Source organism: Pedobacter sp. KH_004 (assembly GCF_057840755.1).
Genome location: NZ_CM174519.1, coordinates 3,036,680 through 3,059,760, shown reverse-complemented (window position 1 = coordinate 3,059,760; position 23,081 = coordinate 3,036,680). Strand labels below are relative to the sequence as shown.

General features: G+C 39.0%; 16 protein-coding genes and 2 pseudogenes. 12 read left to right on the top strand and 6 right to left on the bottom strand.

Going from position 1 to position 23,081, the window contains the following annotated elements; translation table 11 throughout:
• Positions 1-359 precede the first annotated feature (359 nt).
• Both AC3ITD_RS13200 and AC3ITD_RS13195 read right to left on the bottom strand, forming a co-directional pair.
• Positions 360-1,766, bottom strand: coding sequence for a PQQ-dependent sugar dehydrogenase (locus AC3ITD_RS13200; RefSeq protein ID WP_489360346.1), 1,407 nt, complete (start codon positions 1,764-1,766; stop codon positions 360-362).
• Positions 1,767-2,393: 627 nt separating this feature from the next.
• Positions 2,394-2,591, bottom strand: coding sequence for a DUF8492 domain-containing protein (locus tag AC3ITD_RS13195; RefSeq protein WP_489366679.1), 198 nt, complete (start codon positions 2,589-2,591; stop codon positions 2,394-2,396).
• Between the two features lie 644 nt (positions 2,592-3,235).
• On the opposite strand from AC3ITD_RS13195, the gene AC3ITD_RS13190 reads away from it, so the two are divergent.
• From AC3ITD_RS13190 to AC3ITD_RS13165, 6 genes are all read left to right on the top strand, one after another.
• Complete coding sequence (locus tag AC3ITD_RS13190) at positions 3,236-3,829, top strand: sigma-70 family RNA polymerase sigma factor (RefSeq protein WP_489360344.1); 594 nt, start codon at positions 3,236-3,238, stop codon at positions 3,827-3,829.
• A 326-nt stretch (positions 3,830-4,155) separates the two neighbouring features.
• Complete coding sequence (locus tag AC3ITD_RS13185) at positions 4,156-4,389, top strand: hypothetical protein (RefSeq protein WP_489360342.1); 234 nt, start codon at positions 4,156-4,158, stop codon at positions 4,387-4,389.
• A gap of 51 nt (positions 4,390-4,440) precedes the next feature.
• Positions 4,441-5,022: a peroxiredoxin-like family protein gene (locus tag AC3ITD_RS13180; RefSeq protein ID WP_489360340.1), complete on the top strand. Its 582-nt coding sequence runs from the start codon at positions 4,441-4,443 to the stop codon at positions 5,020-5,022.
• Between the two features lie 458 nt (positions 5,023-5,480).
• On the top strand, positions 5,481-5,876 hold the full coding sequence (locus tag AC3ITD_RS13175) for a hypothetical protein (protein ID WP_489360338.1): 396 nt from the start codon (positions 5,481-5,483) through the stop codon (positions 5,874-5,876).
• Positions 5,873-6,244, top strand: coding sequence for a hypothetical protein (locus AC3ITD_RS13170; RefSeq protein WP_489360336.1), 372 nt, complete (start codon positions 5,873-5,875; stop codon positions 6,242-6,244). The genes AC3ITD_RS13175 and AC3ITD_RS13170 overlap by 4 nt, the downstream gene beginning before the upstream one ends.
• 113 nt (positions 6,245-6,357) lie before the next feature.
• Positions 6,358-7,194, top strand: coding sequence for a hypothetical protein (locus AC3ITD_RS13165; protein ID WP_489360334.1), 837 nt, complete (start codon positions 6,358-6,360; stop codon positions 7,192-7,194).
• A 405-nt stretch (positions 7,195-7,599) separates the two neighbouring features.
• On the opposite strand, the gene AC3ITD_RS13160 is transcribed toward AC3ITD_RS13165, so the two are convergent.
• The 4 genes and pseudogenes from AC3ITD_RS13160 to AC3ITD_RS13145 form a co-directional block, all read right to left on the bottom strand.
• Positions 7,600-7,752 carry a hypothetical protein gene (locus AC3ITD_RS13160; RefSeq protein ID WP_489360332.1) on the bottom strand — a complete coding sequence of 51 codons (153 nt, stop codon included), beginning with the start codon at positions 7,750-7,752 and terminating at the stop codon, positions 7,600-7,602.
• Positions 7,753-8,005: 253 nt separating this feature from the next.
• Entirely contained in the window at positions 8,006-8,326 is a 321-nt protein-coding gene (locus tag AC3ITD_RS13155) for a tyrosine-type recombinase/integrase (protein WP_489366677.1), read from the bottom strand.
• A gap of 105 nt (positions 8,327-8,431) precedes the next feature.
• Positions 8,432-8,644: pseudogene (locus AC3ITD_RS13150) on the bottom strand (phage integrase SAM-like domain-containing protein); the annotation flags it as partial.
• Between the two features lie 755 nt (positions 8,645-9,399).
• A pseudogene (locus AC3ITD_RS13145) lies at positions 9,400-10,301 on the bottom strand (L-serine ammonia-lyase); the annotation flags it as partial.
• Between the two features lie 250 nt (positions 10,302-10,551).
• On the opposite strand from AC3ITD_RS13145, the gene AC3ITD_RS13140 reads away from it, so the two are divergent.
• The 6 genes from AC3ITD_RS13140 to AC3ITD_RS13115 all read left to right on the top strand — a co-directional run bounded on the left by AC3ITD_RS13140 (position 10,552) and on the right by AC3ITD_RS13115 (position 23,063).
• On the top strand, positions 10,552-13,038 hold the full coding sequence (locus AC3ITD_RS13140) for a mechanosensitive ion channel family protein (RefSeq protein ID WP_489360329.1): 2,487 nt from the start codon (positions 10,552-10,554) through the stop codon (positions 13,036-13,038).
• Between the two features lie 734 nt (positions 13,039-13,772).
• Positions 13,773-17,102, top strand: coding sequence for a SusC/RagA family TonB-linked outer membrane protein (locus AC3ITD_RS13135; protein WP_489360327.1), 3,330 nt, complete (start codon positions 13,773-13,775; stop codon positions 17,100-17,102).
• A 36-nt stretch (positions 17,103-17,138) separates the two neighbouring features.
• Positions 17,139-19,082 (top strand): RagB/SusD family nutrient uptake outer membrane protein, encoded by a 1,944-nt coding sequence (locus AC3ITD_RS13130; RefSeq protein ID WP_489360325.1) that lies wholly within the window; start codon positions 17,139-17,141, stop codon positions 19,080-19,082.
• 29 nt (positions 19,083-19,111) lie between these two features.
• On the top strand, positions 19,112-19,558 hold the full coding sequence (locus tag AC3ITD_RS13125; protein WP_489360323.1) for a DUF5018-related domain-containing protein: 447 nt from the start codon (positions 19,112-19,114) through the stop codon (positions 19,556-19,558).
• A 98-nt stretch (positions 19,559-19,656) separates the two neighbouring features.
• A complete protein-coding gene (locus AC3ITD_RS13120) occupies positions 19,657-22,050 on the top strand; it encodes an outer membrane protein assembly factor BamB family protein (RefSeq protein WP_489360321.1) in 2,394 nt (797 codons plus the stop codon).
• Positions 22,035-23,063 (top strand): metallophosphoesterase family protein, encoded by a 1,029-nt coding sequence (locus AC3ITD_RS13115; protein ID WP_489360319.1) that lies wholly within the window; start codon positions 22,035-22,037, stop codon positions 23,061-23,063. Before AC3ITD_RS13120 ends, AC3ITD_RS13115 begins: the two co-directional genes overlap by 16 nt.
• Positions 23,064-23,081: the final 18 nt, after the last annotated feature.

The following is a 23,081-nucleotide window of genomic DNA, read 5'->3' as shown; positions in this document are numbered from 1 at the left end:
AACTAAAAAAGTGATCACAATAACTGCCAATTAACAATATTAGTTTTTGATATGCTTGCCTTTAAAAAGTACTGATCATTTTTTGGCATGCGTTAAAGCTTTTAGGCTTTATACTCTTAAACAGTTCTGTCATTTTGCAAAGATTAGTAAATGATCACCAATTCATCATATTCTTAAAACGGGCGATGAATGCATATGATAATTCCAATGTTTAGCCTTTAGCGTTTGATTCTCTTTAAGTAAAATTTAATAGCTGACCCCTGTATTTTCTTTTTAATGAATTTAAATGGGCGATAAACGACCATCACTGATCAGGTTGTTTATTTGGCAGGGAGCTCATGATTATTCGGGATTATAAATTATTTGCTTTGATAAGTGAGTTCGATGATGCATCCACGCTGGTTTATAGATTTGGGATTTTCAGCGGTTGGTCCAGAAGTTATAGCAGAACTATCTGTAATAAGATAGATTTTTCTGCCGTCTGGCGATACTGTTACATCTCTATAGCGAGATAGCGAAGAGGCGAATTCATGCACTTTTGGGTTAATAGTTCCATCAGGATTTATTTTTAACCGAAGTAATTTGCCTTGTTTGAGCGAAGTAACCAATAACGAAGCGTTCCATCCAGGAATCGCGTCTGACTGATACACCGATATTCCTGAAGGTGCATAGGAGTTCCATCCTGAATCTTTTCCAGTTTTGATAGAATTAAATAGCTTGGAAAGTTCGGCTCCTGGTGTAGGATATAAGCTTACAAGGGGTTCTGTGTAGTTTCTTCCAATGGAATCTGCGTTTGCTTTCTCTGAACGGATAAATGGGTAGGTGGTATGCCATTTTCCAGGGTATTTTGATTCGTTGGAAACCGAAGCTGCCAGGCCATCATAATTACCGTCCGGATAACCGATCACAAGAGGGTGACCATAGTTTTTGCCTTTTGAAATCATGTTAATTTCATCATCTGAATAGGGTCCGTGTTCGGAGGAATACAGCCGCTCCTTACCTCCAACAAGCGCAAAGGCAAGACCTTGTGAATTTCGGTGTCCCCAACTCCAAACTGCGCTCGGATAAGCAACTATTGGATTGTCAGTAGGAATCCATGAGCGCCTGGAATTCGGTTCCAGGGCAAATCTCAAAATTTTTCCTTCATAACTTGTTAATTGTTGTGCCTTATTTTTCCTTCCACCGTTTGAAAATTGACCAGCGCCTTGGTCTCCCACGGAATAAAAAAGATAGGGCTTTCCCTTGATTGGGGAAATAATCATCCGGCCTCCATTGTGATCGTTGCTTGCAGGAATGGAATCACAGATTATTTCTGGAGACTTAAGCTGCTTTAAGGAAAAACTATACTTGTAGCGTGCAAGCTTCAGTAAGAAATGGTTGCCGCTGATATGTTTATACACATAGGAAAGGTAAACAAATGGTTTCCCTTTCATAAAGTCAGGATGAAGGGCAAGTCCCATCAGGCCACCTTGGGGAACCGGACGGCCTGTTTTTTTCATTTCCTGAAATGATGGAAAGTCGCGCTCTGAGTTGAGGTTAAGTACCTGAAATTTTTTTCCGTTTTTTGGATCCACCACCATTACACGGTAACCCTTAGATTCAGTAATCCAAAGGTTTCTGTCAGGTCCCACAGCAATAGACCATGGATCACTTAGCCTTGAAGCCAATATGCGTGTATCAAATGCAGGATCTTGCTGGTTAATACTTATTAGGGAGGTGCATGTTAATCTTACAATGAATAAAAAAGGGAAAAGGTAAAATCTCATATTGCCTTGTTTTTATGTCCTTTTGGTAGAACATGTTCTGTAAGTGTTGGGTTTGAAAACATTGAAATTAGTGCTCCATTTTATTTTTTGTTAGCCTTTAGTAGGATAGCATAATAATAAATTTTCCTGTGAGGGTTAGGTTCAAAAATTGCGTTCTACAACAGCTATATAAGAACACAATCATTCACGATGTCCTAACGGTGGGAGATCGTCTGCATGCTCTACGTTCTGAATTAAATATGACTATATGGAGCTATGAGGATAATTCGGTATGTTATTTTACCTACAACTATCACAAAGTATATTTTATAATGGCAACATTTAAAAAGGACTTAGTAGTTCTTATCTTAGCGTCGATCTTCAGAACAGTCCCTGATCGTTAGATGAATCAGGTTACTCAATGAATTGGGTTATCTGATTGTTCGCGAAACTTCTTCTGACGATATTGAGTTTTACCTTCTTTCTATGAAAAACATATAGCAGAAATGTTTTAATCCATCAAAATCGATGTATTGCGTCAGGCGCGAAAGGAATATGGCTGATAAAAACTCTAAGACAAGTACCGTGTGAAGGATTTAATGTTTCTTTAATGTAAACTTGCCATATTTGCATAGCGGGACGATCAGGTTAAAACGCCTTTATACTATCCCCGTATTTAAGTAGTAAAGCGTATGTGAGCTGATCAGCAGGAACAGGTGTTTTTGAAACATCTGCGCTGAAAAGCGTAAGGGTGTCTTTGCTTTGCGTGTCAAGTCTGTTTGTCACAACATTTGAAAGAGAATAGCTTCTGATTTCAGGAAAAAGGGCTTGAATTTCGGATCTGATATCCGGTAAGGGTTGGGATGAAAAAGTTATTGAAGATCTTAAGTATTGGGTAAGGGTGCAATCAAAAGTCGCTGACGCGTTAAAACAATATGAAAGATTTATCGAACTTTCCGTAGATGTTAAAAATTAGATGTTTTTAGATAATACGCTTAAGGATAACTGATAGTGTTAATTGTGGTTCAAATAAATCCATGGCTTCCATTTAAATAATTTGAGTTCAGTAAACGCCATTCAGACGCACCCAGATTATACACTGGTTCTGCTTTTTCGAGTTTCCGGCATTGCTAAGCTACCTTTATAGTTTAATCTATCCTGAAAATTCATATGGTAAGTTTTTTATTATTTTCTTTTTCTATTCTTGCTATTAGCGCATCAGCATATGGGTAACTTGAACAACCTTTTGAAATAAATTGTTCGATAACTGCAAACCTGGCGCTGCAGGTTTCTTTCGTTTCAAAGTGAAAGCTAAGCTTATTGCAGAAAAGGGAAATAACACAAATACTATCTTTCTAACCATGGTAATCATTTAAACGCTTAGTCGTTGGTTTAGATTATTCCTTACAAAAAATAAAATAATTTGTAAGGAATTTAATTTGCTACCGACTAAACGGTTAGCACTATATTTATACAATGTACGTAAAAAGATGAATGAAGAAAAGCAAGGTTTAATGGCAACCAATCAACTTCATCCCGACCCGGTAACCTGGGTTGAAAAATATGCTGACTACCTTTATCGCTTTGGCATGTCGAGATTAAGAGATGAAGAAGTAGCAAGAGATTTAGTGCAGGATACTTTTTTAGCTGCATTGAAACAATTGGAGCGTTTTAAAGGAAACAGCAGTGAAAAAACCTGGCTTTCGGCAATCCTTAAAAATAAGATAGCTGGTTTTTACAGGAAACAGGCATCAAAAGGATTGAAGGAAGTTAGGCAGTCAGAATCTGAACTGATAGATTTTTTTGATGCAACGAACGGACATTGGAATGCTGTACATGCACCCCAGGCATTTGGCTTAGAACCAGACAATCCGTTGCTCACTAAAGAACTGGGGAATATTTTAACAGGCTGCTTAAAAAAACTGCCGCCGTTATGGTTTTCTGTATTTTCGATGAAACACATGGATGATTGTACCTCTGAAAAAATTTGCGTTGAGCTAAAACTTACCGATGCTAATTTTTGGGTTATCATGCATCGCACAAAACTAAACCTGAGGGCTTGCCTTCAAAAAAATTGGAATTGATATGACCGGAGCTTTAAAGAAGATAATATACAATTGCAGACAGGCTACTTTCCTGATAGAGAAAAAAACATTTGCGAAGATTACTGCCTCTGAGATCTTGCAACTAAATATACACCTTGCAGGTTGTTCCGTTTGCAGGAACTTTCAGCAACAAAGCATACTTATTAATCGCTTATTTGTTGGTTTCAAAAATGAAGAATTAAAGCTTGAGGAAGATTTCAAATCGAGCTTAAAACAAAGAATCGAAAAAGAAATGGATAAAAATTGATTTGATTGTAAGGTTTTCAAATAGGCTGCGACAAAAAGGGAAACAAAAACACAAAAACATGAAAAATCAATTCTTAAAATCTGCAGCTAAAATTGTTCTTACTGCGTTGGTCACTCTAAGTCTTTCTGCATCGAGCTTTGCAAACAGTCCTCAACAGGATAAAATTGGCAAGAGGAAAATGGATAAGATGGAGAAAAACAAAATGTCGAAGATGAAGGCAGATTCGACCAAAAAAGCCAAGATGGAGAAATCTAAAATGGCAAAAGACAAAATGTCGAAAAGTAAAATGTAAAAAAACAGGTAGGGGAATTTTCTAAATTCTCCTGTCAAAATTTGTAATATCATGAAAAGAATTATACTATTTATTGCCTTTTTTGTTGCAGCAATTTTAAATGCAAACGCTCAAAAGGGGTTAGTTGTGGGAGCAACTGCCCCGGCTTTTAGTGGGACGGACCAAAATGGAAAAAAGATCAGTTTACAAGCGTTGTTAAAAGAACATAAATCTGTAGTGCTGTTTTTCTACCGCGGCCAATGGTGCCCGTATTGCAACAAGCACATTAAAGAACTTCAGGATTCCCTGCAGCTACTTACAAGTAAAGATGCTTATGTGATTGGCGTAACCCCAGAAACCAATGAAAATATTTCAAAAACAATAAAAAAAACCAGTGCAGGTTTCTCCATTATACAGGATAAGGACGATGATATTATGAAAGCTTACGGTGTAAATTTCATGATGGATGATGCGACTTTTTCAAAATATAAAGGTTATGGGATTGATTTGGAAGTCAATAATGGCAATACACGCCATACGCTTCCAGTGCCAGCAACTTACATCATTAATCGTTCAGGAAAGATAAAGTTTGTGCATTTCGATCCAAATTATCAGAAAAGAGCTTCCGTAAATACTTTGACGAAAGAGCTTTAAGTTGGTGCGTTTTGAGTAATAAGCGGTCGCGGTTAGGAGTAATGTAGAAAAACGAATAGAGAATGTAAAATAAACTGTATCTAAAGTTAGTAATTTAACTTTTGACACAGTTTATTTTACATTCTCAAATGTTCTGGCTTGTTTAAAAGCTGGCAGGCAGCCCTCAAAAATCGATCTGAAGCTTCCGATCAGGGTTTCTTGGGGAGTTTTTTTTTAAGGTCCTCAACGGACTCATCACTTCTCTGAAGCACCAATCGCTGGTTGTCATCGATAATCCACTCCACAATCTCGCCCTGCTTGAACTCAATTGCCTGGGCAACAGCTGCCGGAAAATTAACGTACCACTGCTCACTTGTCTTCCTCTTAATAACCTAATCTTTACACACATTTATTTACAATAAAAAGATAATATAACTATCTGATTATCAACTATTTGATATTTATTTTTCGTATCTTTAATGATGTTAGATCATTGTTATTCAGGCGTTTATAAAGGTTTTTTATCAGATAATCGTATTGCAGTTAGATTAGAAAATTGTTTATCAGATTTGTTATCTTCGGGAACAGCAGTCATCAATCGGTTAGCTCCAACCCATTCCTTAAAAGCTGCCTTCTATCGTATGCTATCGAACAAGCGATTGGAACATGATGATATTCTAGAAGGTGGCTATCGGCTTTGCAATAGTACTTTAAATTCACTTAAACATGTATTGTGCATTCAGGATACTACAGAATTCAATTACTTGCAGAATCTTAGGATAAACAACACACTTCCATTTAAGAAAGTGGGAAAAATTATTTATTACGCCTACGCCGATATCGAAAGATTGATGGGAGAGGAGGTTGGAAAATGATCGATGTATCAATTATTCAGAATGATTTTCTCAGGCGTTCAAGATACTATCGGGAGATCAGGCCATCGCATATCAGTCTTTTTGAAGAGTTGGTTATTTTATCCCATCAGCAGGGAATGTCTGTTACCTTCCGGATTACAAGAAGGGAGGTCATGATGCTTTCTGCCATTCGTTCTTTCAACACTTATCACAAATGCATTCAAAAGTTGGTCGAGCTTGGCTTTATCATTTACATGCCTAGTTATGATAGTGTATTTAAATCAAGCAGCTTAAATAAAAGCAAGGATAATAAACCGGACTTCTGGGTTTGGATCGGTGTTGCTGCAGTAGTTTGTTTTTTCCTTTGGTTGGGTTTTAGAAAACAATGATTTAAGATTGAGATTAACAATATGAAAAACTAATAATGTAACTTAAATTATACAAGCAACATATATAAGTTAGTCATATATTGTAATAATATTAACACTTAACTCAATCATTTATGAAAAAACATTTAAATTTAATGTTTGGCCTTGCCTTAGCTGCCACATTCACAGCCTGTAAAAAGGATCAGATCGCTCAAGATGAGGGCCCAGGAAAACTTAAGGATCGTGTAGATTTGAAGATGAATCTGCCGGGGCAATCAAATCAAGAAGTATACCTTGTTGAGCAGCCAAATGGCACGTTTCAAGGAGCGTGGTGGGGGACAATGGTTTTTGGATCCATGCCACATCCTATCGTGAATGTTAAAAATGGTCAGCCGATCCCTGCAGTAGAGGTTTTAGACCCTAATACAGAGTATCTACAAGTTTTGACAGCAGGCCCATATTTTACTGTAATACGCCCGACATTTGTGGGGGATCCACTTATCATGTATTCAGAATTTCAAAATTTCAAAAAAGCATATGACAATTACATTGGGCATAAAAAGGATGAATACGGCACCCTATTACAGCCTTCGCTTCCAAATATGGACAGCTTTATGAGTAGTGGTTCAAATAATGGCGAGATTGTAGTGAAGGGAATGGTGGTATCTTCAACGTCTTCTCCTTCTAAAATGTCTATTGTTTCACATACGTTTCAGCCCCCTAAGCCCGCTTCCGAAATGTATCTTCTATTCCCCGATTATATTGTTGGCAACGTACTTTACACCATTACTGGAAACAATCAAGGAGGAGTTCAAGAGGTCACTGCGGAGGATCTAACTACACACGTAAATATTCCATTGTTTGGCTTTTCAGGAACTTATACAGAAATTACAACTGGTGTCCATGTTCAAGACTTGAAAATTTGGACTAGTCCAACTACATATATTACCTACACTGGTAACCTTCAATAATTTAGTTTGGTTTAGTTTAGGGATGGTCGGAAGATCATCCCTTTTTTACTGATATTTTAAAATATTACAATATGAGCATCCGACTACTTGGTAGCCTTTCAGAAATGCGAGGCTTTTTATTTTTATAGCTTTTTGCTATATTGCATTATGGAAGATAAAAACAAAAAGCACGAGCCACTTGACGGAATGGTCAAAAGTTTCGTTCGAATGAGCAATATCTGCATGATTCTGGCTTTGATTCTCCTTGCTATTGTTTTTCACGCCATCACTTACTTTGTTTTTGGTAAGGATTTCTACGCTGAAGTGATGAGACATTAATCACTTCTCTTGATCTTTAAACAAACTTTCATGCAATAGATAAAACGCCTCAACGGTATGTTTGGGGAATGGCTTCGTTTTATCATCCTACATTTTATGGTTTTGCTGTATTCGTGAATTGCAAACGCTTTGCGCAACTTCCCTATCTTTATAAGCATTGGTCATTGCAATATTATCTTCTATTACCTTTCCATCCTCACAAACGAAATACATTTTCCTGAACTTGAATCGCTTTGCCATAAAGCAAAACTAAAATTTATTTTATTTAATTACTAAAAATATTAGTGAATCTGCCAACCTATAGTTTTACCCTTCAATTTTGTCTTTATGTGATTAACCAGGTCACGTTTATATTTATCGTAACTGCTCGTGTCGGTGTGGCCAGTTAAATTCATGATCTCTGCATCCGAATAACCAGCGTTCAAAAGATCAACTACTCTGGTGTGTTTCCATCCATAGAGTGTAAAGTCCTTAGAAAGTCCGAGCTTTTCTTTTAGTTTTCACCATGCATGAATTTAGAAACCTCACCGCATTGACCAATTACATAGTAATTTGCAGGGTATTTTTCCAAATGCAATGATGTTAACATATCGGCCAGCTCATCGCTGATCGGCACGGTTCGGCTTTTAGTTTTTCCAACGATCTTAATGTATCGGCCAGATAGATCTATGTTTTCAATTTTAAGGTTTCGTATCTCCTCAGGTCGCATGCAGCTGAAGTAAATAAACTTGGAATAGAACTCCACCGCAGGAAATTTCTTGAACGTCTCCTTTACCCGGTTCCCTACATCTTCGCCAAAATATTGATGCTTCATTGGTTTAGCTACCTTTTGTTCGAGCTCACCATCTGCACCAATATGGAAGTCATCACGACGACCCCACTTACGGGGTGCATTAGCGAACCAGTTCAATAGCGTAACCCAAAATCTCAAGTTATTATTGTAAGTGGTTCCAACCCATTCATGTTCGTCTTTTAACCAGGAAAGCATATCCGAAATAAACTTGGTATCGATTGTGTTCAGCCTGATATCAGCTAATCTATTTTCGAAAAGGTAATTTTCGAACTTTCCAATATAACTGTTATACGATGTCATCGAATCCTTAGCCAGATTCTTTTCCTCTTTTTTAGCGAGGAATTCTCTGAACGCCTAGAGTAGGGTAGGCGACTTTTTGTTTTCCTGAAGTAGTGCAGCTGCTTTTAATTCGTGGACAATCTCATTTGTTTTTTGTTCAGCTTTGAACGGATCATAGCCGGCCATTAAACGGGAGTAGATCTCGTTTACAAGTTCATTGGCAAACGATTCCTTTTCTTTTGGGATCTTTATATAAATTAATCCCTTCGTAAACCTTGAACCTTTAAAACTTTGCTGTGAATGGATTTAAAAAGGAATACGAAACTTACCCTTTTGCTTTTGGATCGCCATCTTTTGCCTTATAGATCTTAGCTTTTTTATACTTCTTTGCCGCCATAAATCTGAATTTTTCCTTTGCCCCCGTTTTGCCCTGAAACGGAAAAAGGAGCCCCCAAGGACTCCTTTTGCACTAATGCGGAGAGCGAGGCTCCCGAACTTAGGGCTAAAAACCCGCTTTTTTATATTTTAAAGGTATTTTCGATAGATCGACTCACCGAATTGCTCACCTTGATTTTTTGTGCAAATGCTTCAGTATTAAAATTAGGTTTTTGAATCGAAAAATCAAAATTCAAATTAATAATTATTAGTCGTGTATTGTCACTGGATGTTTAATATTACAGGATATAGAGTTGTTTTGGAACATCTAAGAAAATGGTATTCAATCTTCAATCAAATACTTTAAATAAATGATCGCATTTTTATTTAATGTATGGAAATAGAGTGACTTTCGGGTAGGTTCGTGGTCATCTCTTTGGCTAACAATCAGGCAAACTAATTGGGATATTGGTCGCCAGCCCACCATCTGATGTTTCTTTGTATTTGGCGTTCATATCGAGAGCAGTTTCCCACATGGTATTTACAACGGCATCTAAACTCACTTTCGCCTTATCGGGGTTACTTTGTAGCGCCAGCTGACTTGCTGTAATGGCCTTAATGGCGCCCATTGTATTTCTTTCAATGCAAGGAATTTGAACCAAACCACCGATTGGGTCGCAGGTTAAGCCTAAATGATGTTCCATCGCAATTTCTGCGGCCATTAAAACCTGCCTTTGCGAACCGCCTAAACATTCTGTAAGTGCTGCTCCCGCCATTGCCGATGAAACACCAATTTCTGCCTGACAACCACCCATCGCTGCGGAAATGGTAGCGCCTTTCTTGAAAATACTTCCTATTTCAGATGCGCAGGCAATAAATTGGATAATTTTCTCTTCAGAATAACCGTCGCAAAAGGTGATGAAATATTGTAAAACTGCCGGAATAACGCCAGCTGCACCATTTGTTGGTGCAGTTACTACTCGTCCGAATGATGCGTTCTCCTCGTTTACCGCCAAAGCAAAGCAACTTACCCAATCTAATATATAATTGAAACCGTTACCTCCCTTTTTAATGGCTTCTAGCCAGGAGTTATAGTCGGTATATTCGGCTTTGCCGATTAATCGTTTGTTCAATGGGAATGCTCTTCGGGCAACATCCAATCCGCCAGGTAAAAAACCCGTAGTGTGGCAGCCACGATAAATACAATCTCTCATTACCGCAAAATGCTGAAGAATACCCGCTTTGGTGGCCCCTTCAGATCGCCAGGCCAGTTCATTTTCCATCACAATTTCGCTACTTTTAGGCCAGTTGATAAACACCAGTGTAAAAGTTCTTTCGCTTTAGATGCTAGAACAAGGGCACAAAATTCCCTATGTTTCAAACCGGTAAGAAATAGATCTCAGCTTGCAATAAATGATTGCAAACTTTAATAAAGAGCTTTAAGATTATAAGTATATTTTTTTTCATTTTAGTGTAAATCAAAAGCTAAGACCAAAAAAACAACAAATAAGTATTGGAGAAAGGATACAATGTTAAACCAGAATCCTAGATTATTGCTTTGCATTACTCTATTTTTTAAGTAATATTGATGAATGCATGCCCGCCACGATACGCCTGATAATTGGTTGATTTACATCTGTTTGTTTATAAGTATTTTCTGTGCATTAAATCTTTACGGTCAGGAGAGTAAGGATTTAAATACTAAAAAAGATAGTATATTAGTAAAACAGAAAACTTTCCTCGAGAGAATGCAGGCCTTTGCAGAGAAATCTGCCAAGGATAGCAAGGCAGACTTTAAGGCAGATAACATATCCCTTGTTCAGCTTAAGGTGATCAATGACATTAGAATTAATACTCAAAACACTAAAGCCTTTTTAAAAACGCCAATTGATAGCATAGCGCTCACAAATCACATCAGCAACCTCCAGCGTATTTATGATACAGCATCTGATGGCGTTTTTATCCGTGTGGGCTCAATCCAGACTTACAGAAATCTCGCATCTACAAAGCGTATCTTAAGAGAACTATTAAGAGGTACTTCCAAAATAAAGAGTAGCCTGGAGCTCCGGCAAAAGTCTTTAACCTCGTTTCATTATAAGTTCGATTCACTCTCCACTGTTCCTGAGCTCTTCACCTTTCCAAAAGATTCAGCATCTGTGCTCAACTATGTTAAAATTCTAGGAACTGTTGCCTATGAAACTGCACCTGTAGATTCTGTTTTAAAGGTTCGAAGCCTTCAAATCCAAAAACTGATCAATACTTATAACTTAACAATTAATCAGCTCAGTAACAGTATTGAACAAGTAGAACAATACGAACAAACAATGACTCTAAGTTCCTTCGATCGCGAGTTACCCGATATCTGGCAACACCCCAAGCGCTTTCGAAGTAGCATGGAGATCCTGGAATTTTCTGTAGAAAAAAACCTCCTCACCCTAAAATATTATGCGATCAATAATTTCGGAAGACTTGTTGTCATCCTTTTGCTGATATTCTGTTCCATTTTTTATTTAAGTTCCCTAAAAACAATCTATATAAATAAAGGCTTATTCAAAAAAGAGATGGATGGGCAGCTTGCAATCAACTATCCGGTATTTTCGGCGATATTGATCGTTTTAAGCCTTTTTCAGTTTATTCTGATCTCACCTCCATTTATGCTCAGTCTATTAATTTGGTTAGTGAGCTGTATTTGCCTGACCATCGTTTTTAGAAATTTTATTTCCAGCTATTGGATGAAGGTTTGGCTATTGATAGTACTTTTATTAATGGTCTCCTCATTCGGGAACATCCTATTGCAAGCTTCGAGGGAAGAACGGTGGTTCATGCTCTTTGTTTCGATCATTGGAACGGTTGCAGGTATGGTGATCCTTGTTCAAAAAAGATATTCAGAATTAAAAGAAAAGTGGATTTTCTATTCAATCGGCCTCATGGTAGTCATTGAAGTAGCATCTGCAATACTAAACCTATATGGACGGTTTAATTTGTCAAAGACACTGTTTTTAGTCGGCTTTCTCAACGTTGTGATTTCTATACTTTTTCTTTGGGTAGTGAGGTTTATCAATGAAGGCTTACTGTTGGCTTTCGACGTTTACACCGTTCAAGACCGTAAATTATTCTACCTCAACTTTGGCAAGATGGGTGGCAAGGCTCCAGCAATCCTATATATCTTACTGATAGTGGGGTGGTTGGTGATAATCGGACATAATTTTCCTCAGTTCGATATGTTGTCCAAACCATTGCTCGATTTTCTGGAGATCGAACGACGTATCGGAAACTACAGTTTTAACATTAATGGCCTGTTGCTCTTTTTAGGTATTATGACCGTCTCGGTGATCGCTTCAAAAGTCGTGTCCTTCTTCACTTCTGACGAACATCTTGCAGAAAGTAAGGGAGAGCAGTCAGTAAAACGTGGATTAGGAAGTTGGGTTTTATTGGTCAGGCTTACCATCCTTTGTATAGGATTATTTCTCGCCCTTGCCGCTGCGGGCATTCCACTTGATAAAATTACCATCGTGATTGGCGCACTGGGTGTAGGGATTGGCTTTGGGTTACAAACACTGGTTAATAACCTGGTAAGTGGATTAATTATCGCTTTTGAGAAACCAGTGAATGTAGGTGATATTGTTGATGTTGATGGACAGGGAGGAACCATGAAATCGATAGGTTTTCGCAGCAGCATCATCACAACATTTGATGGCGGCGATTTGGTGATGCCTAATGGTGATCTATTGAATTCTCATCTGATGAACTGGACACTTGCGGGAGGCCGAAGGCGCATGGCGATTGATGTCGGCGTAGGGTATGATACCGATCTAAAAGCATGTAAAAATCTGATTTCCGAAGTAATTACAAATGAAGAAAGGGTGTTAAAGTTGCCCAAACCTATTATTCAGTTCGAAAAATTCGGGGAAAATTCAATTGATCTTAAAATCCTTGTCTGGACACGGAACCTAAAGGAAAACAGTTCAACAAAAAGTGATCTCATCATCGCATTGAATGAATGTTTCAAACAAAACAATATCAAAATCCCATTTAGTCAGCAAGATATTTATCTACATCAGCCCGACAGTTCATCTTAATCTGGGTAAGGTTTGGAACTTATCGACTTCACAAACTCACTTATAGCAAACCGCTATAAATAAGGAAAATAATTTGAGATTTTTCCAACAAAACCCTAGGAAGATGAGACGGGATCACCGAATCCCTTATTCGGTAATTGAGTGATCTGTATTTTTGATCTCAGAAAAAAAACTTTTATAACTGATGAAAATTAATCTCATTAGTTAGATATGCTTTCATTTTTTCCAGTGTATACCTTTCTATCCGATTTCTGGTTATTTATTCATTACAGCTATATAGCAATGCAAGTTGTATCTGGATAATGATGCAAAATAGTGAAATAAAATTGTAAAATCAGGTAGCTGCACTACTGGTGCGCTTAAGAACTTAATGTTTAGATCGAAATGTTTTAGTCATTGCAATTTATCTCAACTTTTCTAGAGTTATAAAATTAATTTTATTAAACAAAGTTAATTTATACTTAACATTTGTTTTTGGCAGCTTTTTAAAGCTTAATAGAGATAGGCTTCGATATTGCTATAAAACGCATAAAATCAGATTTTTACTAAATATCTTGCTGGCCTGCACTAGCATTTGAGTTCAGTAAAGAATAACAGAATCTTAACATTCCCGTAAATTATTCTTTATAAACTTTGTTTAGTATTGCAAAACAAATCGATGCATTGAACCAAATGTATAGGATCTGTTTTAAAAAGTTAAACGCATATCAAACAAAACTAAAAACCAACTAATAATGAGACGATCATCATCAGGGAAAATCCGACATCATTCCCGATTTCTTTTGTTTACATTTCTGTTTTTATTCCTTGCTTCAATTACAAATGGATTACCCCTTAGTCGACCATATTCGAGATCAGAGGTTATTAAAGGTAAGGTGGTAGAGATGAACGGCAAGCCTATCCCTGGTGTAAGTGTAGTTGAAAAGGGTACCACAAATACCACAACGACAAATAATGACGGTGTTTTTTCCATCAACGTTGCTGGAAGTCAATCCGTACTGCAATTCTCCTATATTGGTTTTCAAACGCAGCAGCTCATTGTAGGAAGCCAGCAAAACCTGACGATAAAACTATTAACTACAGCAAATGATTTAAATGAAGTTGTTGTCACAGCCTATGGAAAGGTAAAGAGAGGGAGCTTGACTGATGCCGTGAGTACCATCGAAGGAGAGAAATTGGAGAATAGGCCGCTGCGCTCAATTTCGGACGGGCTTATTGGATTGGCTCCAGGACTGAATATTAGAATGCCAGGTGGTGCACCAGAATCAAATGCAACAATTAATATTCGTGGATTTACTTCGATAAATAGCAGCGGATCCCCTTTGATACTGGTAGACGGTGTTGAAAGGCCTATTCAGGATGTGAACCCGAATGATGTGGAGAGCATTTCCTTGCTTAAAGATGGGGCAGCATCTGCTATCTATGGGTCGAGAGCGCCCTATGGTGTACTGTTGATCACTACAAAAAGCGGAAAAGCGGGCAACATGAGTGTAAACTATTCTGGAAACATCAAAATGGGCAAGATGGTTTTATTTCCCACTCAACCGAACTCACCGGAATGGGCCAGGTACATTAATATAGCTCAAAAAAATGGCCAACCGAATGGCTCTGGTGTAGATGGTGTGGATGCAATTACCATTGCCAGAATGGAGGCCTGGTTGAACAAGGACTGGAATAACCCAGCCTTTGATGACCTTCGAACGCAGTTTGGGGATAAGGCGCAATCCTATATTGAAAATGGTCAATTCCCTACCACGAACCTAGGTTTTAAAAATTGGACCAGGGAGCAGTCATTTGCCACGAACAAACTTTTTGAAAGCTATCTGGATAAAGCAGAAATTAGCGCCCAACACAACCTTAATTTGAGTGGTGGAACTGACAAAGTTCAATATTTTTCCAGTTTGGGCTATAATAATACTGATGGGCTTTTTAAAGGTGATTTCAACTACAATAAACGATATAATTTTAAAACCAAATTAAATTATAAGGCAACCGAATGGCTTGATTTAAGAACGGATGTTAACTATGTTCTTCAACAGAATCAGGGGGCAAACTATCGGGCAGGGTCATCAACAGATAGTGGTAGCGGGGCAACCATTGCCAATTATGGCGATATTTTCGGGAGTATGATGCAGTACTTTGGAACGCCCTTAAAGGTTCCGTCAGGAAACCAATATTCGTGGATATTAGGTGCCGCTGGAATCATGGGTGAAGGTGGTTTGATCAAAAATTCCCGAAATGAAACCGTTTTGACGGGAGGCGCAACCTTGAGACCCCTAAAATATCTGGAGATAAATGGAGATTACTCTTGGCGTAGCAACGTATCTGAATATTCAAAGGTAGATAAATTGGTTTACACTGAATTGCCAGATGGTACCAGGATCCAAAATAACAGATCTGCAAATGTGAACAGCATAACCAAATCAAATGGTACACAGTATTACCAGTACCTTAGGTTAAATGCCCAGTACCAAAGAAGTTTTGCCAGCAAGCACAACCTCCTGGTTCAGGTGGGTATGCAATCAGAAGAGAATCGTTATCAAACTCTTACCGGTAGTAAAACTGATCTGTTTGCACAGGATGTTGTAGAATCATTAAGTGCTGCAGCAAATAACCCTGATGCCAGAGATTACATGTACGAATGGGCCACATTGGGGTACTATGGCGTGGCTACGTATGATTATGACCAAAAGTATATGCTCAAGGTAACCGGTCGCCGAGATGCAAGTTCACGATTTGCACCAGATTCCAGATGGGGTTTCTTTCCCTCTGTTTCTGGTGCATGGAACATTGCAAGGGAAACTTTCTTTCCTTTTAAAAATTTCATCTCGGAACTTAAGCCAAGGGTGTCGTGGTCAACATCAGGAGATTTGACCTCTGTTGGTGCAAATAACTACTATACCTATCTTCCCACGCTTAATGTTAATTTGAATAAAACCACCTTATTGGGGGGCAATTATGCAGTTTCTGCATACGCTCCAGGTTTGGTAAGTTCTTCGCTTACCTGGGCCAAACCAACCGTGCTGGATTTTGGTTTCGACTTCACCGCATTCAACAACCGCCTGAATATCGTCTATGATTGGTACCAGCGAACCATTGTTGATCAAATGGGTCCAACAAATCCGCTTCCTTCTACACTGGGGACTAGTGCTCCCCAGCAAAACAATTCTGAGTCTGAAACCCGCGGCTGGGAATTGAGCATAGGATGGAATGACCGGTTTAATGTTGCTTCAAAGCCTTTACAGTATTCGATTAAATTCAATATCAGCGATTATATAGGCTATGTTACAAAATATAATGCCAATCCTACGGGAGTAACTTCAGGTACCTGGACGCCGGGTGAGCGATTTGGACAAAATTTCGTTTATAAATCAGGTGGAGTGGCCCAAAATACCGCCGATCTGAATAAAGGTACTTTGACCGGCGAATATAATTATCCCGGTTATCAAATGTATCAGGATCTGAATGGTGATGGTTATATCAATTCTGGCGATGGAGGATTTTGGTACAATAGAGGTGACCTATCTGCAAACGGATATAATTACCCTAGAAAGTCTTATTCCATCATGCCATCATTTTCATGGAATAACTTCTCATTTTCTGCCATTTTGGATGGGGTAATGCAATGGAATATATACAATAGCTCTGAATGGGTCTGGGGAACGAGTGCTGGCAATGGGGGGATAGCGTATTTTTATACGCCTGCATTTGAGGAAAGCACGAAGCTAGGCTACTGGAGTCCAAACAATACCAGCGCCTTTTTTCCTGCTTTTAATACCGGCAGAACCATTGCTACCGATCAGTATTCACTTAACCTGGCCCATCTTCGGATCCGCAATATCACTGTTGGATACGATTTTCCAAAAAAATGGGTGGAAAAAGTGAAATTGAAACGAGCTAACATTTATTTCAGTGGTGAAAATCTAGGGTTTATATATTCCAAATCTTTCATTAAATACGATCCCGAATTTCTTCGGAGTGGACTTCCGGGGCTATTTGGTACAAATCCAAACAGTTATCCGCCTTTAAGATATTACTCAGTCGGTGTTAACATTACCTTATAATCTGCTTTGAGAAACCTATAGATAAATTAAAAGAAGATGAAAAATAATATCTCACAAATCAAAAAAATCTCAATAGCAGCATTATGCCTACTGCTCATGTTCAGCTCTTGCTCAAAAGACTTTTTGGATCGGGATCCAATAGATTCTATTGATGCCACAAACTTTTTTAAAACAGCCTCACAATTGCAGATTTTCGTAAACGGATTCTATTCCCGACTGGCACCGCAGTACAATACAATGGGGGGCACTGGCTCAGTAACAGGGGGCAACAGCAACGTAGCATTGGATGCCAATACCGATATGATGATTGTTCAAACCACCATAACTGCCTCTTTAAATCGATGGACTGCCTCTTCTGTTCCTCCAGAAACAAATAGTAGCTGGGACAATGGGTTCGCAGCAATAAGAAATGATAATTATTTTCTTCACTTTGCCGCACTTAATGCTGAAAAAACAGCTGCAGCTGATCATTATATTGGAGAGGGATATTTCTTTAGGGCCTGGGATTATTTCAATCTTTTGAAAACATTCGGTGGCGTACCTATTATCACCAAATTAGTAACCGAACAGGATCTTTCAGAACTGTATAAATCAAGAGCTTCGCGTTTGGAAGTCGCCAATCAGATTTTGGCTGACCTGGATATTGCTATTAGTAAATTGAACTGGAAGGGGCAGGGAGAAGGCAGTATTGCAGGAAGAGTGACAAAAGATGCAGCCCTCGCCTTGAAAGCACGGGTTGCGCTATTCGAAGGTACCTGGGAATATTATCATGGTAAAAAGGGCAGCCCCTTTGCGGTCTCCGGTAAAGATGGCCTCGATATCTTAAGGCTTGTGGAGCCTGCAGTGAACCAGCTTATTGAACGCCACGGAACCAGGATTTTCACAATGGGTGGCGATAAAGAAATGGCATTCAATCAGCTTTTCGCACAGAAAGATGCCTCAAATGTAGACGGTGTATTACTGTACAAAGTTTATGATGCGACCAAACTCGCGACCAGCCATAATTTTTTCTTCAAAATCCAGGATTGGGGTCCTTCGATAACAGACCATCTTGTTGATATGTACCTGAAAAAAGATGGGTCCCAGCAGACCGGAACAGATCTACTTAATGAGTTGGGTAAAAATCTTGATCCCCGGTTTAAACAAACGATCTGGACGCCTGATCGCGGGCCTCAGAATCAATTGGCAGGACGTGGTGGAGATGGAAATCCATTCCGTTATCCACTCATCGCAACACAAGCACCATACACCGAAGGCTTTACTTCGACAGGTTACCGAAACTTTAAGGGTGCAGTTTTTGCACAGGAGGCAACAAAAGGTGAAACTGACGATATCTTGATGCGTTACGAGGAGGCATTGTTATCCCTTGCTGAGGCTAAGGCTATTTTAGGTAACCTAACGCAAAATGATCTCGACAAAACAGTGAATTTGATTCGAAGTCGTGTAGGTATGATACCCATGGGCCTCAATGCTTCTTCAGGTTTCGTTTATCGTGAAGATTTGGGTTTTGACAAGGCGGAACCAGCAATTGTAAATGAAATCAGAAGAGAGCGCAATGTGGAATTCGCCCTGGAAGGTTTTAGGCTTAATGATCTGAAAAGGTGGGCGGTATACGAAAAAGCAGTCAATGGATATCAGCCTAAAGGAGCGCTCTTAAGCGAGATCCGTGATTATTATATGCGTAGTCCCCAGCAGCTGGTATTGGATAATGGTACAAATCAAGCACTTTACAGTCAGATCAGAAAAGATGGTTATTTGAAGAATGAATTTAATCTTGTCGAGAATGGAACAGCTGGCACAGTTGCGGCGTTCAGCGATGGCCGAATCAATCCCTTTTTTAGAGTCGCAGACTTTCGGGCAGGAGGAAGGGGTCTTTTCATTGAACCAGGCAGAGATTATTTAAGTGCTATTCCCCTGCAACAGAAAAAACTTTATGAAGCCAACGGCGCTCAGCTCACCCAAAATCCCGGATGGAACTAACCTGATTTTACTCATTAATTTTTATTCTTATGAAATCTTATATTTTAATCGCATTTTCTATCGTATTTTTTTCAATATCGCTGAGTTCCTGTACCAAACCAAGAATCGAATTTGATGACAGCGTATGGGGAGACCAGGCCTTCATCACCCAGGCCGTATTGTTCAAATATACAACCGTCACCAATCAGTTGGGTTATGAGGAACCAGTTACAGGTTATCAAAATACGAGCGTTACCACAGTATCTAATATTATCGATAGAAGTGGAGCTACAGTAACATTGGTAGCGGCAAAGGGGACCGATCTGACCAAAATTGGTATACGTTTTTCTCATTTTGCAAAAAAAATCGAACCGTTGAATGGTGCGCCTGTTGCCGGGGTCATCAGTGATTTTTCCGCAGGTAATTTTACCTATCGGGTAACCTCGGCAGATGGAACAGTGAGAGACTGGAGGGTTAAAGTTTCCGTTGCACCATAATCAAATATCGGTTACCCAAGGGCTTGTAATTATGAGTGGTTATACTTCTATTAAAACCTCAATCAGGTGTTTTTAATTCTGTGTTAATTGATCATCAAATGAAAAATTTAATTTTTGTGTTCTTTTTGCTGAATGCTTTACAGGTATTTGGTCAATTCCGGGGCAGAGTGTTTGAAGATACCAATGAAAATGGGCTGTTGGATTCCGCTGAGAGGCAATTGTCCGATATAAGAGTTTCAGACGGTCTAAATGTATCACTTACAGATCGTTTCGGAAAATATAATTTAGCTGGATATGCGAAAACCAGATTTTTGTTTGTGACAAGTCCAGCGGGGTATCGTCCGGTCAAATCTCATTATCTCAAGGTTCAACAATCTGATACGGTCTATAATTTTGCAATGCGTAAAGATGCTAAACTAGCGGGCAGTGCAATTAGGATGATTCACATCTCAGACACGGAGACTGACCTGATCGGCGATTGGATTTCCAATGTCAGGAATTTCGCAAGCCAACAACAAGCCGCATTCACCGTTCATACCGGTGATATTTGTTATGAGAGCGGCTTGAATTTTCATGCCAAGCAAGTAAATACCCAGCGGATGAAAATGCCAGTACATTATGCGCTGGGGAATCATGATCTGGTGAAGGGCCCTTATGGTGAATCTCTCTTTGAGTCCCTTTTTGGTCCACCTTATTATTCTTTCGATGCCGGACCAGCACACTTCATTATTACCCCCATGGCAAATGGTGACTTCAGGCCAGATTATGATATTGATCAGCTGATCGCCTGGATCAGAAATGACCTTAAATTCACCAGCAAGGATAAACCCGTTTTTATCTTCAACCATGATCTTCCTTTTGCATCGGGTCAATTTTTGCTAAAGGGGAAAAAAGACAGCATAGATCTATCTAAAAACGGACTGAAAGCGTGGATCTATGGCCATTGGCACAGCAATTTTGTGAAAAGATATAATGATAATGGAATTTATGCCATTTGTACAAGCCCCCCTAACAAAGGCGGCATTGACAATTCTCCGGGCCGATTCCTTTCTATTGACATTGATGCCAATGGGATAAAAAAAGTAGAACAACATTATGCAAACATTAAAGAACACTTGGTAATCATTCAACCCCTTCCTGTTAGCAGTAACCTATTGCATCACACTAAACTATCAATTAGTGTTAACGCTTATGATTCTGAAAAAAAGATATATCGGGTTGATGCAACAGTTTATGATCAGAATGATCGTAAAGTAAATAAAATCGCTCTGCGAAATGTCAACTCTTGGAATTGGAGAGCTGAAATGAACCTTCCGAATGTAAACAGTTCTCAAAATTTCCACATTATTGTGGAAAGCATTTATAGTGATGGTAGCTCCACCATTCGTCGAAAAGGCTTCAAGATCAAATCTCCCTACACTAACATGAAGAGCTTCGACCTTCTATGGAGCAAAAATTTAGGCGGCAACATATGGAATGCTGCTCCTGTAGTAAGTCAAGGAAAGATTTTTGTAGCTACAATTGATGATGCAGAAAATAAATTCTGTGGGGTTTCAGCAATGGATGCCAACACTGGCAAAATTATCTGGCAATACAAAACCAAAAATTCTGTTAAGCATTCCGTTAGTTTTGAAAATAATGTGGCGTTGGTTACAGATGCAATGTGTATCGCTTATGCTCTAGAGGCGAATTCCGGCAAACTGATTTGGAAAAACGATCCTCAAATGAGTCATTTGCCTGGTTACCAAAGTGGTTCGATTGTACGTGATGGTTTATACTATACGGGCTACGGAAACTATCTGAGGGCAATTGATGTCAAGACAGGAAAAATCATTTGGACCAACTCTTCCTGGCGTTCCTGGGAGGGAAGTCCTGCAGGAATGGTTATTGCTAAAGAGGTTCTCATCACTTCCAGCAATTGGAATGCACTGTTCGGACATGACCTTAAAACAGGGAAGTTGCTCTGGAAAAGAAACGACGAAGGTTTGCGCTTTCGTAGCGGAACCCCAACGTATAAAAACAATATGCTCTATGTTACAGGTTTGAACAATCTTTTTGTATTGAACCCATTAACTGGCGAAACAATAAGCAAAAGCAAAACCCCATTTGATTTTAAAGTCATGGGAGCGCCCCTCCTGGATGAAAATGGAATATACCTCTCTACATCTGCTAGGGGAATATCGGCCTTCGATAAATCAACGCTTAAATATCTCTGGAATTTCCCTACAGGCGAGGCGCTCGTTTATACCGCTCCTTATTTCAGCCCAGACAGCTTAATCCCTATCCAAACTGTAGAGGCAAGTCCGGCAAAAAAAGGGGAGGATATTATTTTCGGGGCCTCAGATGGCTTCCTTTATCTGTTGAATGCAAAAACCGGAACGCAAGTAGAAAGGGTCAATTTAGGATCTCCAATTTTTTCCCAGGTAAGCATTTCAAATGATCGATATTACGTATCCTGTTATGATGGAAACATATATTGTTTCAAGCGCTAACTTTCCAATGGTTAAAAAATCAAATAATAAATGCTATTTTAAATCAAATGATAAATCGTCGTAAGTTTTTACAAAATACTGCGCTTGCAGGTCTTTCCATAACATTGCCTATTTATACCCATGGTTTTTTCAATGCCAAGGGGGGTAATGTTAAAATAGGCGTGATTACTGACCTGCATCATGACCTGGTGCCTGATGGTATGGCCAGGCTCGAGGCTTTTTTAAAAGTCATGGAAAAGGAAAAGCCTGATGCGGTTATGCAGATGGGCGATTTTGCTGTTCCGGCAGCAAAAAATGTCGAGATAATCAATCGTTTCAATAATTCCCACCGCAAAACCTTACATGTGCTTGGAAATCATGATACTGATAACGGACATACCCTTTCGCAATGTCTTGCGATGTGGAAGATGGATTCCGCGTATTATTCAAAAGTTATTGATGGAATAAGACTGCTTGTTCTTAATGGTAATGAAAAAGGATCTCCTCATCACAAGGGAGGTTACCCTTCATATATCGGAATAGATCAAATGGAGTGGTTGAAGCAGGAACTTACCGATGCTGCTGAACCAGTAATTATTGTTTCACATCAACCTCTTGCAGGAGAGCTTGAGATCGACAATGCCAAAGAAGTAAGAGATTTACTCGCCATATACAAGAAAAAGATTCTGCTCGCAATTAATGGTCATACACATATTAACGCTTTGTTGACCATTTCAGGGATTCGGTATGTGCATATCAATTCAGCTTCTTACTTCTGGGTAGGCGATCAACACAAGCATCAGACTTATCCTGTTGAATTTGAGCAACAATATCCATATGTCAGAATGATCTGCCCTTATCAAGACGCTTTATTCACTCTTATTACAATTGATGCGAAGCGAAATACCATAAATATCGAAGGCGCTTCCAGCGAGTGGATGGGTGAGTCACCCTCTCAACTGGGGTATAAGGGGATGGTTTCATTAAATCGAAAGGATGAAATTGCTCCGATGATCAGTCAAAGGATATTTTGAAAGTGAATTTAGAAAACG